This window comes from Mesomycoplasma ovipneumoniae (assembly GCF_035918255.1).
Classification (GTDB): domain Bacteria; phylum Bacillota_I; class Bacilli_A; order Mycoplasmatales; family Metamycoplasmataceae; genus Mesomycoplasma; species Mesomycoplasma ovipneumoniae_A.
In genome coordinates, this window is sequence record NZ_CP142136.1 from 606,757 (window position 1) to 624,855 (window position 18,099).

7 protein-coding genes and 1 pseudogene are annotated in these 18,099 nt (G+C 29.9%); 6 read left to right on the top strand and 2 right to left on the bottom strand.

What is annotated here, in order from left to right:
- The first annotated feature begins 124 nt into the window (after positions 1–124).
- The 5 genes from U3G01_RS02190 (at position 125) to U3G01_RS02210 (ending at position 5,002) form a co-directional block, all read left to right on the top strand.
- Positions 125–853 carry an IS256 family transposase gene (locus U3G01_RS02190; RefSeq protein WP_326564821.1) on the top strand — a complete coding sequence of 243 codons (729 nt, stop codon included), beginning with the start codon at positions 125–127 and terminating at the stop codon, positions 851–853.
- Positions 854–928: 75 nt separating this feature from the next.
- Entirely contained in the window at positions 929–1,372 is a 444-nt protein-coding gene (locus tag U3G01_RS02195) for a ribonuclease HII (RefSeq protein WP_308700464.1), read from the top strand.
- 454 nt (positions 1,373–1,826) lie between these two features.
- A complete protein-coding gene (locus tag U3G01_RS02200; protein ID WP_255031104.1) occupies positions 1,827–2,540 on the top strand; it encodes a DNA-methyltransferase in 714 nt (237 codons plus the stop codon).
- Positions 2,533–3,408, top strand: coding sequence for a Dam family site-specific DNA-(adenine-N6)-methyltransferase (locus U3G01_RS02205; protein WP_010321450.1), 876 nt, complete (start codon positions 2,533–2,535; stop codon positions 3,406–3,408). Before U3G01_RS02200 ends, U3G01_RS02205 begins: the two co-directional genes overlap by 8 nt.
- Positions 3,401–5,002, top strand: a complete 1,602-nt coding sequence (locus U3G01_RS02210; RefSeq protein ID WP_255031105.1) for a hypothetical protein — start codon at positions 3,401–3,403, stop codon at positions 5,000–5,002. Before U3G01_RS02205 ends, U3G01_RS02210 begins: the two co-directional genes overlap by 8 nt.
- A gap of 22 nt (positions 5,003–5,024) precedes the next feature.
- Here the strand turns inward: U3G01_RS02210 and U3G01_RS02215 are convergent, their stop codons facing one another.
- Positions 5,025–5,159, bottom strand: a complete 135-nt coding sequence (locus U3G01_RS02215; protein WP_282861175.1) for a hypothetical protein — start codon at positions 5,157–5,159, stop codon at positions 5,025–5,027.
- 683 nt (positions 5,160–5,842) lie between these two features.
- On the opposite strand from U3G01_RS02215, the pseudogene U3G01_RS02220 reads away from it, so the two are divergent.
- Positions 5,843–6,016: pseudogene (locus tag U3G01_RS02220) on the top strand (transposase); the annotation flags it as partial.
- A 250-nt stretch (positions 6,017–6,266) separates the two neighbouring features.
- Here the strand turns inward: U3G01_RS02220 and U3G01_RS02225 are convergent.
- Positions 6,267–18,077, bottom strand: a complete 11,811-nt coding sequence (locus U3G01_RS02225) for a DUF1410 domain-containing protein (RefSeq protein WP_255031106.1) — start codon at positions 18,075–18,077, stop codon at positions 6,267–6,269.
- Positions 18,078–18,099 lie beyond the last annotated feature (22 nt).

Genomic DNA, 18,099 nt, shown 5'->3' on the forward strand with positions numbered 1-18,099 from the left:
TAATACAATAAAAAATATCTATAAAAAGGAAATAAGTAACGCCTGAATTTCTTCAGTTACTGACAAATTATTACCTGAAATTGAAAAGTGAAAATCGTAAAAAATTGAGAATTCCTATCCAATTTTGTACATTGATTGGAAGTTTTTTAATGTTAAAGAAAACGGTGTTTTTGTCAAAAAATCACTTTATCTTATTCTTGCAATTGATTGGCAAGGCAATAAAAAAGTACTGGGATTTTGGATTAAAAATAGCGAATCAGCAAGTAATTGACTTGATGTTTTTAGCGAACTAAAAACTCGTGGGCTGCAAGATGTTCTAATAATTTCTTGCGATAATCTAAGCGGAATTAGTCAAGCAATTAAAGCGATTTTCCCGCAAACAGATGTTCAAAAATGTGTTGTTCAGCAAATTAGAAACTCGCTTTTAAAAGTTTCTTACAAGGACAAAAAAGACTTTGCCTATGATATGAAAAGTATTTATCAAGCAATTAATCAAGAATCTGCAATGCAAAATCTTGATAAATTTGCCAAAAAATGAGGTCAAAAATATCCTTCAATTATCAAGTCTTGGTATACAAACTTCGTTGGATTAACGACATTTTTTAAATATCCATATGAATTGAGGCGAGCAATTTATACTACAAATACAATTGAATCAGTAAATAGATTAATTAGGAAAAATACAAAAGCAAAAGGCGGAATTCAAAGTGTAAATTACCTTTCAAAAATAACTTATTTAACGCTCCAAGACGCATCTATAAAATGACAAAGACAGGTAAGGGATTGAGATACAATTAAAAAACAATTAGAAATTATTTTCCCTAATCGATTAAATAATGTAAAATTAAATTAGATTTCTATCAGAAAAAAATCCATTAAATTTAAAACACAAAATTATGAACACTCCCACAATTTGTATAAGGAAAATATGTTTAAATTAAATATTGAAGACACACTTACTCAATATAACAAGATTTTAGGAATTGATGAAGCAGGTCGTGATTGCTGCGTCGGACCACTTGTTGTTGCTGGAGTAGTTTTACCTAAAAACTTTAAAAGCGATTTGATAAATGACTCTAAAAAACTTTTAGAATCAAAAAGAGAAAAGGCTTATGAATTAATAATCCAAAACGCTATTGAATATAAAATTGAATTTGCAAGTGCAGAATATGTTGACGAATTCAATCCAAAACAAGCTACTCGCAACTTAATGAATAAAATTGTTAAAGAATTCAACGATATCGATTTAATCATTACTGATTTTGAGCCAGTCACTAGCACAAATATTAAACAGTTAAATTTAATTAAGGGCGATTCACAATCATTAAATGTTGCTGCTGCCTCAATATTGGCTAAAGTAGCAAGAGATTAATATATGCTCAAAATCGATAAACTATATCCGCAATATCAATTTGCAAAACATAAGAGGTATTGTGCTAAATTACATCAAGAAGCAATAGTAAAGCATGGAATTTGCCTAGAACATAGACTTAGTTATAAGAATATTAAATCAGTAATTAATTAACACATAAATGAAAAGAGACAATTAGAATCGATTTCCTTACTTTGTATGTATACTAGTTATATATTGATACAAACTTGATATACTTTAATGATAAATAGTTTAGTCTTAATTTTAGCTAGCTTTTGATCTATTTAAAAAGCATTTTTTAAAATTTGTTATCATTAGAATATACTCGCAAATACAAAACATTTTGCATAAGAGTTTATATTTTTTATAAAAAGTAAAAATATTAGTTCTAGGTTGTTTATAAAATAGAATTTACATTTTTTATTTAATAAATTTTGTTTATTTTTGGAGGATTATGTCAGGAAAAATTGATTTTGTATTAAATGATGACTATAAAATTCTTTTACAATATTTGCGAGATAATAAAATAAAAGTTGATGCAGTTATAACCGACCCTCCTTACAATATAAGCAGAAAAAATAATTTCAAATCTATTGGTCGAAACGGAATTGATTTTGGGCAGTGGGATAAAAATTTTGACCAATCAGAATGAATAAATTTAACATCCCCATTTATTAAGAATGGGGGTTCAATAATTATTTTCAATGATTGAAAAAATTTAGGTGAAATCGCACGAACACTTGAACTCAATGGCTTCCTTGTTAAGGACCTTATTAGATGGGTTAAAAAAAATCCAATGCCAAGAAATACAAAAAGACGATACGTTTCAGATTTTGAATTTGCTCTATGAGCTGTCAAACCAGGAAAAAAATGAACTTTTAACTTTGAGTTAAAAAAAGATAAGGCTTATATAAAACCAGAATATGTTTACTCGAGTGAACTTGGAAGTGGTAAGAGATTCCACCCTACTCAAAAACCGCTTAATTTGATTATTGATTTAATCAAATTACATACCAACCCCAATGATTTAATTTTGGATCTGTTTATGGGCAGCGGAACTACAGCAGTAGCTGCTTTGAAAACCAAAAGAAGATTTATCGGATCTGAAATAGATGAAGATTATTATAAAAAAATAATGGAAAGGCTTAAAAATTTTAAAAATGAGTAATTTAGTTAGGTCACCTTTAAATCACATAGGCAATAAGTTTAGAATATTACCCGAATTATTAGATATTATCCCAAGCCCAGAAGTATGCGATGATTATTTCTTTATCGATGTTTTTGGCGGTAGTTTTAATGTTGGAATTAACTCGGGTTTTAAAAATATTATTTTTAATGAAAAAGACAAAGAATTATTCAACATAATAAATTTTTTTATAAAAAATGAATTTAAACATATAGATAATTTAATTAAAGAAAAAGTTAATAAATATTCCTTGATTACACAAAAAGACTATAAAAAAAATAATATTGGATATAAAAAACTTCGCGATGATTACAATCACTATAATAGAGACATTGTTTCCTTAATAGTATTAGTTTTCTTTAGCTTTAACTCTGAGATAAGATTTAATTCAAAAGGACAATTTAATGTTCCGATTGGTAAAAGTGGTTATTCGAACTATCGCCGAAAAAATTTGGAACTATTTAGTCAATTAGCTAAAGATAGAAATATAAAACTTTATAATGAGGATTTTGAGGATTTTGTTTTAAAAATAATAAAAAAACTTGACCCCGAAAAAATTATTTTTTATTTTGACCCCCCTTACCTTGTATCTCAAGCACCATATAATTCAACATGATCAATAACTGACGAAAATAGACTTATTTCAATTTTCAAAATTTTAGATGATAAAGGAATTAAATTTGTTGCGTCTAATTTTTTAAAAAATGGAAATAATATAAATACCGTATTAAAGAAATTTATAGAAGACCGGTCAATTAATGTCAAAAAGTTAAACATTAGTTATAAAAATTCTAATTACCATAGAAAAAACAAAGAAGTAGAGGAAATTATTTTTTGGAATTATGAGTAATAATAAAACAAATTGAAAACTTGGAGACACTGCTTGAAGAGTTAATAATCAATTAGCTCTTTACACTTTTGCTATGAAATTTATTGCAAATTATAATAGTGGTGAAATTAGTGAAAAGTCAGAAATAAGTGATTTTGAGTATTTTTGAGAAAAATGTGTCAAAGAAGGATATAAAAGAAACAAAACGCCAGGCGAGCACATTAAAAAAGACATAAATTTATTATTGAAAACATTAAAATGATTGGGATTAATTGAACATAAATCAACCAAATCATTTAAAGGTATTCTAACTGACGACGGATATTTTTTTAATCAACTAATCGATTCTGATAAATATGAAAAAATAGAAAAGATATTAAGAGAAAAATTTCAAACAACTATTTATGAAATTTTTTGATTGACTATCGTTCTTCGTTTTAATTTATCTAATACTGAGGTTAAAAGTGATATTCAACCGTTTTTAGAGTTAATTAAAGCAATTTTGAATAATGGCTCAATGGACAAAAATGGTTGAAAAGAATGAAACATAGTTAATAGTAGTATCAAGGGCGATAAAATTCAAAATCAATTATCTTCATTCAGAAAACCACCGAAAAATATAGAGATTTTAACTCAATTTGTTGATCTTTTTAAAATTAAAAACTCAGATTACGAGGGAGTTAAAGAGTTTCTTCTTGCTTTTTCTTCTATTGTAAGCAAGGGTAGCAAGCGTATGGTTGTTTCAAAAATCATTCTTAAATATTTATCGCAAGAGATAGAAGAATTTGACAAGAAAAAAATCACTACATATGTAGAAGAATTGTCATATTTAATAAAAACAACAAGTACCCATAAGCTTTTATCCTCAATTGATTCTATTAGAAAGTCGATAACCGCTGAGGATGAATATTCAAGCATAAATTTATATTGGTTACAGTCTTTAAATATCTTTAAAATTGATAAAAATTCTGAAACCTCATTTATTAAATTAAAGAATGAAAATATTGTCAATTTACTTGAAAAATTGCTAGAACAAGGGGATTTTTTCTCTCAAAAAACAAGTTTGAAACAAACTATGGAAAATATTTTTAAATTAATTGAATCATTTTCAACAAATGTTGACTCTATAAATGAAAATATTCCAATACCATTTACACTTGATGAGGTAAACCTAATTTTAAGGAGCGATTGCAACCTTGATCTTGCTCTTAAAGAGCGCAATAAGATTAAAAATTTAGACAACATCAAATCATTGGTGGGTATACCAATATATCTATTATATGAGTACCTAATAAATTTACACGTTTGGTTATCTATTCAACATAAACAACCTTCTATTCACGTAGATTCATTTATTAACATTTGCAAAACTAAACTAAACTCAAAACTAATGCCTACTTCTCAAGCCCCGGGAGGTGGATCAGATGGTTTTATAGAGACAAACAACAAAAATATTCTGATTGAAACAACTACTTTAAAACATCTTTCTGCTTTAATCAAAAATGAAGTTGAGCCAATAAAAAGACATGCTTCCTGAGTTTCCCAGTTTGATAAGGTAATTTCAAAAAAGCATCCGGTTTTAGGCAATTTTTTAAGTTTTTTTGGTAAAAGTTAATTACAATTTTATTAGTAATTTATTAAGATATCAAAGTATTGATTGTTTCCAAATAACTTGTTTCAAATTTCATGTTTGAAATTTCCTTAAAATATTTAGGTTTTTTGCCAAACAATTTGTTTACTTCAATAAAACCATCTTTATTTTGTTTTTTCATAATTTATAATTATACCATAAAATTACTTAAAATGCAATTAAATGACATTAATATAAATTAAGGTTTTACGTTCAAAAAACACTGATTTACGGGTGTTTTTTCATATTTATATTCACTAAAAAGTGAATTTTTGCCTTAAAACTGGGAAACTCGGGAAAGACATGCTTTTAGTGCGTGAGAAAAAAATAGCAAAGAAACAATTGTCTTATTTTTTACTAAATACCTGCACAAATCTTTATTGCAATATCTTTATTTTGCATTTGATAATTTAAAAGAATTTTCAAAAATGCAGAAAAAATGAATATCAACAGATAATTTAATTTTTTTGAATCCAATATTAATCAAATCTTATATTAACAGTTTTGAATTTTTAGAAAGTTATAATCTAGATAAGAATTGAATAAATAAAAACAATGAAAAAATGAAAAAAACTATAATAAATGATGTTTTTTTCGATAGTAATATGTTTGATAATTTAGAAAAAATTGATGAATACTATTAAAATGGGAATATTAAGTATTTTGTGTTTTTAAGGCAAATCTGTTTTGATAAAATTTATCATAAAGGTCCAAAATATGAAAAAGCAGCAACAAAATTTATCCCCATATGACTTAGTAGCTAAAGAAATTGTTAGCAAATACGATGATTATAAAAAATTAATAAAATAAGGCTTTCACAACCAAATTTCGTATAGGTTTAAAAATTTAGTCGAAGCGATCTTAAACGCGGAATTAAGCCAACATTTAGGCTATGAAAAAGGCAACCGAAGCAAAAATGGTGCGCATAGACCGAATAAGCGAAACGGGTTTTCGCGAAAAACTGTGAATTATAATAGTAAAAATATGCATCTAAAAATAAACTAGGACAAAAAAACCAACACCTTAGTGTTAATTTTTTTGTCCTAGTTTAAATTCGGATACTTTTTTAAAATTACCTTATCAAACTGGGAAACTCGGGAAATGCTTAAATTTTCTTTTTTCCATGATGCTCCGTAAATAAAAAAATGCAACAATAATAATATTATTATACTATATGTTGCATTCTTATTTTCGATTTGGGAAGCAGTGTTTTCACTGCTTTTTTAATAATACTATTTATAATTATAATCTATTCTGGTAATTCAGGCGGTTTAAATGGCCCAAGCATTGCATAATAATTAATCGGATCGTATAGCAATGGGTTACCTCTAGGGTTGGTTATTGATATTATTCAAGAGGATTTATTATTCTTATTTTCAAAGCTTTGAGCTTCCGATGATTGCCACCAATAATCTCATTTAAGATCGGAAGTTGACAAATTAGGTTTTGTTTGGTTTCATTCCCGATTTTTAACATACATAATATCTCAAGTATAACCATTTTGGAAACGCGTACCTTGATTACCACTTTGAATATAATAAGTTCTTTCGTTATTTCATTTTAATGTTGGAACTGCTCTGTTTAAGTAAAAAATATCATTTAGGACTTTATCATTCGTTGTTCATTCAAATGTAGGAGAAGATCAAAATACTTTTGAAATATGTTTTGGAAATTTATTAATTCTAGGAATTAAATCAGAGTTATTTGGGGTTTGGCCTCATCTTGGTTGTCATAAATTCCTATAATTTCTTCCGGATTGCATAATTGATACAGCATCATGGGGGTCTTTGAATTTAGCAAAGGGCATTATATGCCCAGGAGTAGCATAAGGTGAATTTAATACAAAAGAATAAGTTGAGGATAATGAATCCAAAGATTGGTTTTTAAACTGTAATGAAATTGGTAAATGAACAAGTTTTCCGGCAGGATATCAAAGTCTTTTTGCAGTTTGAAATTTTTCAGGTAATTCAAATGTTCCAGTGCTAGAGTAAACCGCCCAATAAAGAGTTAAATATTTTATTCCTGAACCAACATCAGTTTTTGTTCTAATTGCAACAGGCTCTTGGGGAACGTTTAATTCCACAGGATTTTCTCATACATCAGTAGCCTTATTACCTTTAACCTTATTAAAAATTGTTGCATCAGGAACTTCAAGTTGAGTATTAGATTTAGAAGTATCAAGCTCTTTATTAACAATAACTTTTAGCCAATCTTGTTCTTTATAAGGTGTTAAATGCGGGAATTCACCAAAAGGATTATAATCTTTTCCGGTTTTTTGAATTAAATCAAGCGGATCATAAATTGCATAACTAAAACCAATTAGGCCTGGATTCATATAATCAACATTAGTTGGAGTAACAATAACCGCACTAGATTGGAGTCTAAATGCTATTGACTGACTATTATCTACTGGTGCTGGTGTGCTAACAAGCGCTGGTACTGGCGAAGAACTAGGAACGCTAGTAGTGGTGGTAGCAGCGGTAGCGGTATCACTAGGTTTTGAAGGATCAAGATGATATTTAGTTTTGTCTTTAATTGTAATTTGAATCTGGGCACCAACAATTGATTTTAAAGATTTTGGTTGAACTTTTAAAGTTGCTGTTACTTTTTGGGGATCTCATTGTAAATCTGATAGAACTAAATCGGTATTAAATTGTCCTTTATCTTTTTGTTCGTAATTAGTTGAGGTGCTTAATTTTTTTTCAACCTCTATTTGGTTTGGGCTTTGTCTACCGCTATGAGTACGGTGTGGAATTAATTTCAGTTTGAGGTTTTCTTTTAGTCAATCTATATTTATTGCTGTTCCAGCTTCTTTATTAAATCTAATATAAACTTGTTCGCCCTCATAATAATCATATCTAAGTGGATGCGATCAAGCTGATTCAAGACTAACAGGCACATTTAATGGAGCAAAATAAATTTTTTGTTGTTTACTAGGGGGATTTGAAGTAGATGTTGTAAAAGGTAGACCTTCAACATTTTTAAGAAATTCTAACAAAGGAGAATCATGGTCATAATTTTGGATTTTATGGTTTTCTTTTGATGCCAGATGTGGTTCAATGCTGAGTACCTCATAAATTGATCCAGGCTCAAGATTTGAAATATTAAAAGTTAATTTTTTAGTTCTAACATCAATTAAAACTGGGTTAGAGTGTGAACTAATAATACGTTCCCTTCCATATTCAGGAAATACTTTTTTGTAATATAACATAAAAGGAACATCAGCAATTGAATTAGTTTGTTTTTCATCTTTAAGTTCAACACTAATATTTACATTTGTTGTTGAAATTGGAGTTAGAATCAATGGATTTGAAGCCGCTAAATTTAATTTTTTAGCAGTGGTACGAAACTCACGTAGAGATTGCTTTGCACCTGAGGCAATTTCGGGAGCAAATGGAATTGTAAAATCTTGACTAAGTTGGTTTTGTTGAGTGCTTGAATTTCCTGATCCTGATCCGGGAGTTTGGGATTGTTCTAATTTTAGAGTTATATTATTATACTCGGTAAATTGTTCAAGACCTTCAACTTTGAAGGTGATTGAATTTGTTTCTGGCGGAGTAGAAGATTCCTTGGTTCCTGTTTTGGTATCTGTGTTAGTACCAGATCCGGAAGGTTGTTGCTGAGGTTGAGGTTGAGGTTGACCCGGCTGGGTTGATTGTTTTTTAGTTACAGTGAATTTAGGTTCAAAGCCAGCATTTTGGAGATCTTGAGTTCAACCTTCAAGTTTAATTTTAGCATGATCGTCTTCAATTGTTTCTTTTATAATATTTGTAATTAAAGGTTGGGTAATAAAATCAAGAATAACCTGGTTTTGTCCTTGCACACCTAGCGAACTTGAAGAACTTGAAGAACTTGAAGAACTTGAAGAACTTGAAGAACTTGAAGAACTTGAAGAACTTGAAGAACTTGAAGAACTTGAAGAACTTGAAGAACTTGAAGAACTTGAAGAACTTGAAGAACTTGAAGAAGAATCAAATTTCCAGCCAGCAACTAAATTAGGATTTTGAACTTTTGAAGCATCATCAACTTTAAGATCGACTGTTTTTGATGTTAAGGCATTGATTTTGTATTTTATTCCAGGCTCAAGAATATTTAAAAATTTAAAAGTAGCTTGTAATTTATCTTGATCAGTCCCAGTTCCGGCAACACCGCCTGATGAACTACCAGAGTTAGTAATTAAAGTTGTTGCACCAATTGATTGGGATTTATCACCTTTTTCTAAATACAAAGTAACAAGATCATCTTTTAAGAAAGCATCATCTTTGTCAAATTCTAGCGTAATTGTTGCTGAATCGGTTGTTACATCTTGAATTTCGGTTTTAATTAGTTTAGTTTTTTCAGCTTTTGAGTAAAACTTACGTTGTAATGCACTTTCTTGACTAATTGGAGTATCAAAAGTAATATCACCCAGGTCACCAGAGCTTGTTTTATCTTTTATTGATTTAATAATATATTGTTTTGCTTTTTTGAGTCCATTATTAACGACAAATTGAACACTTGAAGTAATTTGCCCGCCCAATGGAGTTAAAGTTTTTGAACTAGTTACTTTTTTATCATTTTCTTTCCAATGATTAGGGAGATATTTATTTCCAAATTCTTGATCAATTTCGGCTGATAACTCTAATTCTTTATTATTTAGCTCACCATTATTATTGTAAAACTCAACATCAATATTAGTTGTCCCTTCTGAGACAGCTTCATATTTAATTGCCTTAATTGCATTTTTAGTTTTTAAATCAACAGATGAATGATTTGCAGGATTAGTAACTTTTAATTTTTGAGGTAGACGAACTGCAAATTTATCTTGAGCATCATTTCTAAGAGTAAAAATGTAATTTTTAATTGTGTATTTGTCACCTGGAATAAGACCTTTGGCTTCAAGAATAATTTGTTTATTTTGACCAGATCCACCGCCAATACCATCGCTTGTATTTGCGTCAGTTATCTCTTTAGATTCAGTATAAAAGATTTTCTTTTCAACTGATTCAAGCTCAAGTTGAATATTATACTTATCTTTTAGGAAAACTAGATCGCTACTATCAAGCTCAACTTGGAAATGTCCGTTTCTAAGTTCGGGATCGCTTTTTCGTTGACCTTGAACAGTTATATTTGAACCAGGCATGGTTGAAGTGGTCGCATTTTTAATTGTTGTTGATTCAATTGTTGTATTAACAATTGTTTGTCATTTTTCTGACTCAGAAGTTGATGTTTTTTTATCATCAGGTTCCATTTTTTCTTTGTCAAGATAAAGACTTAAGGATGTAGAACTTCCGTCTTTAGTTGAAAGACTAATTTCTTCGATTAAATACCAAGAACCTTTCTCTAAAGAAGTTAAATCAAATTCTAAATTAGTAATTCCAAAATTCTCTTCATTATTGCTTTGTTGGTTATTATTTTGGGGTTGACTTACTTGAATTGTTTCTATTGTCGCGCTTGTATCACTATTAGCTCCAGAATTACTTGTTGGATCTTCCCATCCATAAGCATCAGATTTATTTTGCAGTTTTTTATATTTAACGGTCGCGCGTTGGTTAGAAAAGTCTAATTTTTGTGAGTTTTCAACAGCTAAAATTAGTCTAACTTTGTCTTGACTTGGAATGTAAGTCATTTTTGTAATTAATGGTGCAGTATTAAAACTAAATGAAGGGCCTTGGCTAATTTGACTTGCAACATTTACAACAACTGGCGCATTAGGATCAGGAACAATAACTTTTACCTTATTTGCCTCATCTTCAAGACCAATTATTGTATATTCAGCTCCGGCATCAAGTTGATCAAGATCAAATTCATAATAATAATGAGCCTGATCTGGTTGAATATTTAGTCAAGTTTGTGAATCTTGAGACTGACCTGAAACTAAACTAGCACTAGCAAAAGTTTTACTTATAGTTGAAACACCTTGTTTTGAAGATTTATAAACTAATTTAAGTTTTGTTGACTTTTCTTCAAGTGGTTTGTCTTGACTTGAGAAAAACACTCTAACTTTAGCTTTTTGCCAAGGCTTACCAGTTTGGCTATTTTGGTCCTGATCTAATTGGTAAGTAATTCCTAGAGCGGTGGCAGATTCAAAAGTTGTTTTAAATTGTTTTTTCTGGTCAGCTGTTAGTTGTTGACCTGTTGAATCTGGCAAAGCATTTTCCTGGATTTTTTGGTTGTCAAATTCAATTTTTTGTTGAGTATTAAATTGAGGCTGATCACCACCAAGGGTTGGTTGGTTTTGGGCTTGGTCAAAAACTAATGAAGTAATATTATATTCAGTATTTTTTGATAAATCTTTCAAATTAAAGACTGCCTTAGAAGTTTTATTAACCTCATCAGCAATGATAGTTGTTGATTCTTCCTTAGTTTGATTTGAATTATAACTAAAAGTAGTTTTTACTTTTTTACCAATAAATGAACCATTAGGATCGTCAATTACTAATTCGATTGTTGCGCTTGTTTCAGAAATTAATTTTTTTCTAATTGCTATTATTTTAGTGTTTGTATAAAAAGTTCTTTTATTAATAGTTACTGATTCTTGAATTTCAACAGGTGGAAACTCAAGGTTTTGCAATAAAGGTGATTGTTCTTTGTCACCAGCAAATTCAAGTGATTGAACAACATATTTACCAGGCTCGTTAATATTTTCAATTGTTACTTCAACGCTCGGTTCAGCGCTAGAATCATTTGCATTAAATTGGAAATTAGATTTATCAATTTCGACACTTTGACCTAAACTTTTTGGATTAATATAATTAACTTTTAATTTATTATAAACACTTAAAAATGGTTTGTATTTAGGATCAAATTTAATTGTTAGTTTTGCATTATTTCGATTAAAATCAGGTTGAATTTCAATTGATTTAGCCTCAACTTTTGCTGGATAAGTTAAAAATGCTCGTTTTTCTTCAGCTTGAGAAGAAAAATTAAAAAGTCCTGAATTTTCATCACCATCATTTTGATTTTTAGTGTCTAAAACATTATCAGTATTATCATTTGTATCATAAGCAATTTTAGTTATGTAATATTGAGCAAAGGGATCTAATCCAGTTAGCGTAAATTTGAAAGTTGTACTGTGTTCAATTTGGTCATCTTCGGATTTTTTAACTTGACTAACACCAAGCTGTCCGTTAGCTCTTGTAAGTTCGGCTTGAACTTCGGCAATTGTTTCTTTTGCTTGATCACCATCGACAATTTTTTTATATTGAATTTTAGCCTTTACGGTTTTGTTCTTTTCTTCGAGCTCTCTAAAAACACCACCAGTATCTTTTAGAGTTAAGAGAAAATCATAGTCATCGGGATTTTTATCATTACGGAATTTCAAAATTGAATCTACTATTGGCAAAGTTGCGAATTTTTTATTTGTATCATCAACTGTTGAATCAAAAAAGAAATCAATTTTTCTACCATTATTTTGTGCACTTCGACGGCGGCGAGACGGCGTCGCGGTTGATTTTTGTCTAATACCCAGAATTCTAAATCCGGTTCCTTTTTCGAGTTTTGACAATTGCGCCTTAAATTTAACATCATTTTGATTGGTATCATCAATAGTTAAATCTGCGGTTTTTTCATCAATTGAACCAGTTTGATAATAAACTAACTCTAAATTAGATTTGTAGTCTGAATGTTTTAAATACTTATCAGAATTATCAAATGTAATTGTGATAGTAGCGCTATCAACCTTTTTGTCATCAATTTCAATTTGACTTATTTTAGCTGAATCAGGTTTGATAATAAAGTTTTGTCCAAATTCGACTGATCCATTTCCTGAAACATTACCTTCGATTTTGGTTTTTGTTCCTGGTTCACTAATTTTAATTGCAAAATCTGAATAACTATCAACAGTTTGACTTTGAGTTTTTACACTTTGGTCTTGATCAGATTTATTTGCTCAAGTTACTTCTTGAAGTTGGTAAGTGGCATTTTTTTCTAAATTATCAAGTTCAAAACTAATTTTTGAGTTTTTGACGCTCGCTGTTTTTTCAACAACTGTGTTCGTCTGAGAATTTTCGCCTTTTGCATCAATAACTTTTAATAATTTAATTTTAACATCTCGAGCTTCAAAACCACCTTGGTCAATTTGGCGACCAGCAAGAGGATCTTTAATTGTAAAATTAGCTAAATATTTTGTTTCTGAAACTTTATTAATTGAATAAGAAATAATTTCGGGCTTAGTGGCAAAATAAAGTTTTGTTAAAACCTGAGGCGGTGTAGCAGCTTGGGCTTGAGTTTGTTGGATAGATTGATCGTCGTTAAATTTGAATGTTTTGAGTCGTTTCGGAGCACCTTGAATTTCATCAGTAACATCTTCAACTTTTACAAGCACATACAAACTTCCAGGCTTTACATCGTTTAATGTAATATCCAATTCCGGGTTAGGCTGAGTAATTTGACTATTTTCAAATTCTTTTTGGGCACTTACTTGTTCAAGACTTTGAGTATTTTGGAAAGTAAATTTAAGAGTTCGTTTTGTATTAGCGCCTTGGTCATATAAAAATTGCTCGTCACTAGCAAACTTAATTTTTACATCGGCACTATTATTATCAGATTTATAACTAATGTCAGTAATTGTCGCTGATTCAGCCTCAAGACGAAATTCTTTAGTAATTTCAGAATTTTGATTTGTAGTGTTTTCAAATCCTTCAACTTGGTCTCCGCCTTGAATTTGGTCAGGTTGAGGTTGAGTTGGCAAACTATCGAGAACTTGTAGCTCTTCAATTTCGTATTGGCCAGCTTTTTGAAGACCATTAATTTCAAAAACGGCATTACCATTAATTATTTCAGCACTATAAACACTTGGTGAGTTTGCGGCAGGCGGGTTAGGTTTTGATTTAACTTTAATTTGCAAAAATTTATTATTTCAATTAGCGGCTTTGTCATTAAGACTAACATCAATTCGAACTGATGTTTCTGAAGTTGAAATTGGTCTAATTTGGGCTAAACTTGGTGTTGGTGAGAAAAATTGTTTTTCAAAACCGGCCTCAGTATCAGGTGATCTGTCAAATTCAAATTTAAATTCTTGTTTTTTTAGATCAAGTGCATTTCGTACTTGAGTGGTTTCTTCTTTTAATTCAATATTTTCAATTTCGTATTTGTCTCCAGGTGATAAATTAGTTAAATTAAAAGTAATTGTTTTGGCTGTCTTATCAACAGTTGCCTGAACTTCTTGAGAAGTGCTTGCATTAGTTGATAAATTTTTGTAAGTTAATTCAAGTGTTTTTTGGCCTAAATAATCATCAACATTATCAAGAGTTAATTCAATATTTAAACTAGTTGTTTGAATTGACTTAGTTGTAATTCTAGTAATTTTTGCAGTTTTGGCGCTTGTGATAAATGATTTTTTGGTTTCTAAATCTTTATCGGTTTCAAGTAGTTCAATTTCTTCATCATTAGTTTGGATTTCTGACTGAACATTAACTAAAACAGCATCAAGACTACGCCGAGAACGAACGTGAGCAAAATTTGTTGCTTGGCTAGCGGCTTGCGCAACAGGATTTTCAAATTTAACTGACTTGATTTTATATTTGGTTGCTTTTTCTAAGTTTAAAAAGGTAAAATCATAAATTCCGTTAAGACTTGTTGCACTAAGAACTAAATTGGATTGAGTTGCACCTGCTGGTGTTGTAGATAGAGCTTGACTTGATTCTATTTTTTCGAGCTCAACAGTTAATTTTTTGCCAGCAGTATATCTTCCATCATCTTTGAGTTCAAGTCTGAGCCTAGCTTGGGTTTCAACTTCAGTATCAAATTCAATTTTTTTAATTACTGCTGCAGTTGCAATTATTTGATCTTTATAAAAATCAAGATCATCTAAATAAATATCAACTTTTGGTGTGCTTTGTGGACTAGTATCATCTTGAACTTGTTCAAAGCCAAGAATTACATATTGTTGACCGTTTTCAAGACCTGTAAGTTCAAAAGAAGTTTTTTGGCTATCAACATCGGTTTTTGCTTCAACAATTTGTTCTTGTTGCTCACCGCCGTATTTTTTAAAGCGAACTTTTAATTTATTTTTATTAAGAAAATCATCAAGTTTTTCAGCGCTGGCAGCTTGAGCATTTGCTTGATTTGGGATAAAATCTTTACCAAATTCAATTTCAAATCTAGCTGTGTTTTTAGTTCGATTTGTTAGTTGAATTTTTGTAACATTAGCGGTTTTTGGAATAGTTTGAAATTGACTTTTTTCGGTTGAATCAAGCAAATTATCTTTAAAAGGAATTAAAACAGCGCTAGTATTAGTGTCGGCAAATTGAGCAAGGGAACGACGAACTCGAGCACTTGCCTGGACAGGAGCAATAGTTGGAGAATTTGTTGTATCAGCAAGTTCAAGTGAGTTTTTGTCAATTTCATAAAGACCTTGTTTGTATAGGTCGGTAATATCAAATAAAATACGTGCACTATTTACTTTTGCACTAATTTTTCCTTCTTTGAATTGAGCAGTTGTCGCTAATGCCTCATCACCATTTTTAGCTTTTAGGCGGTATTTAAGTGTTGCTGTTTTACCATTATAAACACCTTTGGCATCAGCTAAAATGAAAGTTGCAATTACACGCTGTTCATAAGAATTATCATAACCAACTTCAATAATTGCACTCTGGGTGAAAAATGAAGACTGACTTGAGTCGAATTTGTGTTGAGCATCGCCAAATAAAATGTTTCTTTCGGTAAGTATTTTATTTGTATCTTGATTATTTAGATCAACTTCTTTTGCAAGAACAACAGAATTAATGTTGTATTTTGAACCAATTTCGAGATCTTTTAGCTCAAAAGTTAAAGAATTATCAGCATTTTGCCCAACATTATTAGTTAGACTTGCAACAGCAAATAAAAGTTTTGATGAACCTGCAAGCGAATAGTAAATTTTTACTTTGTCCTTACCAATTGCCTTAATTGTCTCAGGACTAAAGGTTACTTTTAATTTAGCGCTTGTTTGTTGTTCGTCAATATTTTCAATTTTAGTTAAAACTAAAGGTGCATGAACTCCAAATATTTTTTGGGCTTGACTAATTGTCTTGGAAACTTTTAGAATATCTGAATCGCCTTTTGAAGATTGATAGCCATCAATTTCAATTTTTTCAATTAAATAGTCTTGCCCTTTTGCAAGCGAATTTACTTCTAAATTTGCAATTATTGAATTATTTTCAATAATTGCATCAATAGTTTTTGCAGCTCCGCCAGGTTTTAATTCTGAATAAGTAATTTTGGCTGTTTTTAATGACTCAAGAATATTTTTAAAAGCAATATTAAGTTCAACAGCAGTGTCAGATTTTGAAATATAAGTAATTGAGCTAACAGCTGGACGGGTAGTCCAAGTAAGTTTATTAGCACTAATATTAGGCCCAAAATTTAAATATAATTTATTAACAAATTCATTTGTTGAATCAGCAATTCCAACTGAGTCAATTAAATAGTTAGTTCCAGGTTCAAGATTAATTAAATCCCAACTAAGAACCAATTTATCCCCATTAATTTTAAAAGCTTGGGCCTCAGATTTAATTAAATTACTTGATCCAGCGACTTTAAAATATAAAGTTGCAATTTTATCTTTGATAAAATCATCAACTGAATCAAGAATCATACTAACACGACTAAGATCTTCGGTGATTCGGTCAACAACAACTGATTCAACCATTGCGCTTGTTGCATTAGTAAAGAACTTTTTCTGTTTTTGGTCAAAATTTTGGGCAAAGAAAATTTGACTAGTCTGCGGCTGACCGCTTTCATCAAAATTTGTAGCATTTTCGACAATTTCAAGTGATGAAATTGTAAAGTGTTTTTCTTTTGGTAAATTTTTTGCCAAAGAAAATAGTTTGTTTCCAACAACTTGTGCTGAACTTGAGAGCATTTTTGTAGGTTGATCATCAGCAAAGAAATTAATTTTTACTTCTTTACCGTTTAGCATTAATGATTGATCATTAAATTTAATATCAAAACTTGAGGTATTATTTGCATCAACAAAAGTTCTAATTCGGGCAATTTCGGGCGCGGAAATAAATGAAAGATTATTGTTTGTTGAAATTGCTAAAGAGCCAGAATTATTCCAAATTCGTGAAATTCAGAATTTGGTTCCTCCAGGAATTTGTTTTAAATCCAAATTAGCAAAAACTTTATTGTTTTGGACTATTAAACTAACATCATTTGCAACGCCAAATTGGAAATTATCTAATTCGTCTTTGTAATAATATTCTAAATTAATTTTTTCATTTGGATTAATTTTAATATTTTTGTTTTCAAAAGCTAGGGAAATCTCAAGTAAAGCCGAATTTAGACCATAATGTTTTTGATTAAGATTTAAAATTTTACCGGCAATTGGACTTGGTGCAAAATAACGATTAGCCAAAGGTGAGATTGCCAAATCAAAAAGTTGATCAGGATCATCAAAATAATATTTTGTGGCAACAATTTCGTATTTTTGACTGCGATCTAAATTTCTTAGCACAAAACTAGCTTGTTTTTGGTCATTTTTGGCAACAAGTTGACCTTTTGCTTCAAGAATTTTATTTGAACCAATTTCTTTATAGTACAAAATTAAATTAGCTGAATCAAGTAAGTTTTGCGAATCAAATAGATCAAGATCCAAAATTGTATCATTTTCAATATCATAATGACTGAACTTTTCAACTTGGTTTTTAGTTGAAAAAAACTGCGAAGTTTTAGAAAAACTAAAATAATAACGCGGATTATTTGGGGCTACAAGTTGTAATTCATAAATTGAACCACCAAGTAAATTATCGGCATAAGTATGAAAAGTGTCAGTTTTTGGATCATATTCGACTTTAGTTTTAACACTATAACGTGATTTTTGACTAATATAAACAAGTTCTAAATCAGCTTTTTTGGCTCAGTCTGTATCTTGTTTTGTTTTTCCTTGGAGTTTAAAACTAAAATCACCTGAATTAGGACTTACATTGTCAGCAACAAAATTTTGGACATATATTGTTTTTGGAGTAATTACTTTGGCAAGATAAGGTGAGAGCGAAACAATAGCACCAGTTAAAAAACCGCTGCTAGCGAGTAATTTTTTAGTAAGATGACTATTAATTGTTTTATTGTTTTGGTTTTCTAAATTTGCTTTTTTCATAATTATCTCCTTGTTAATTAAA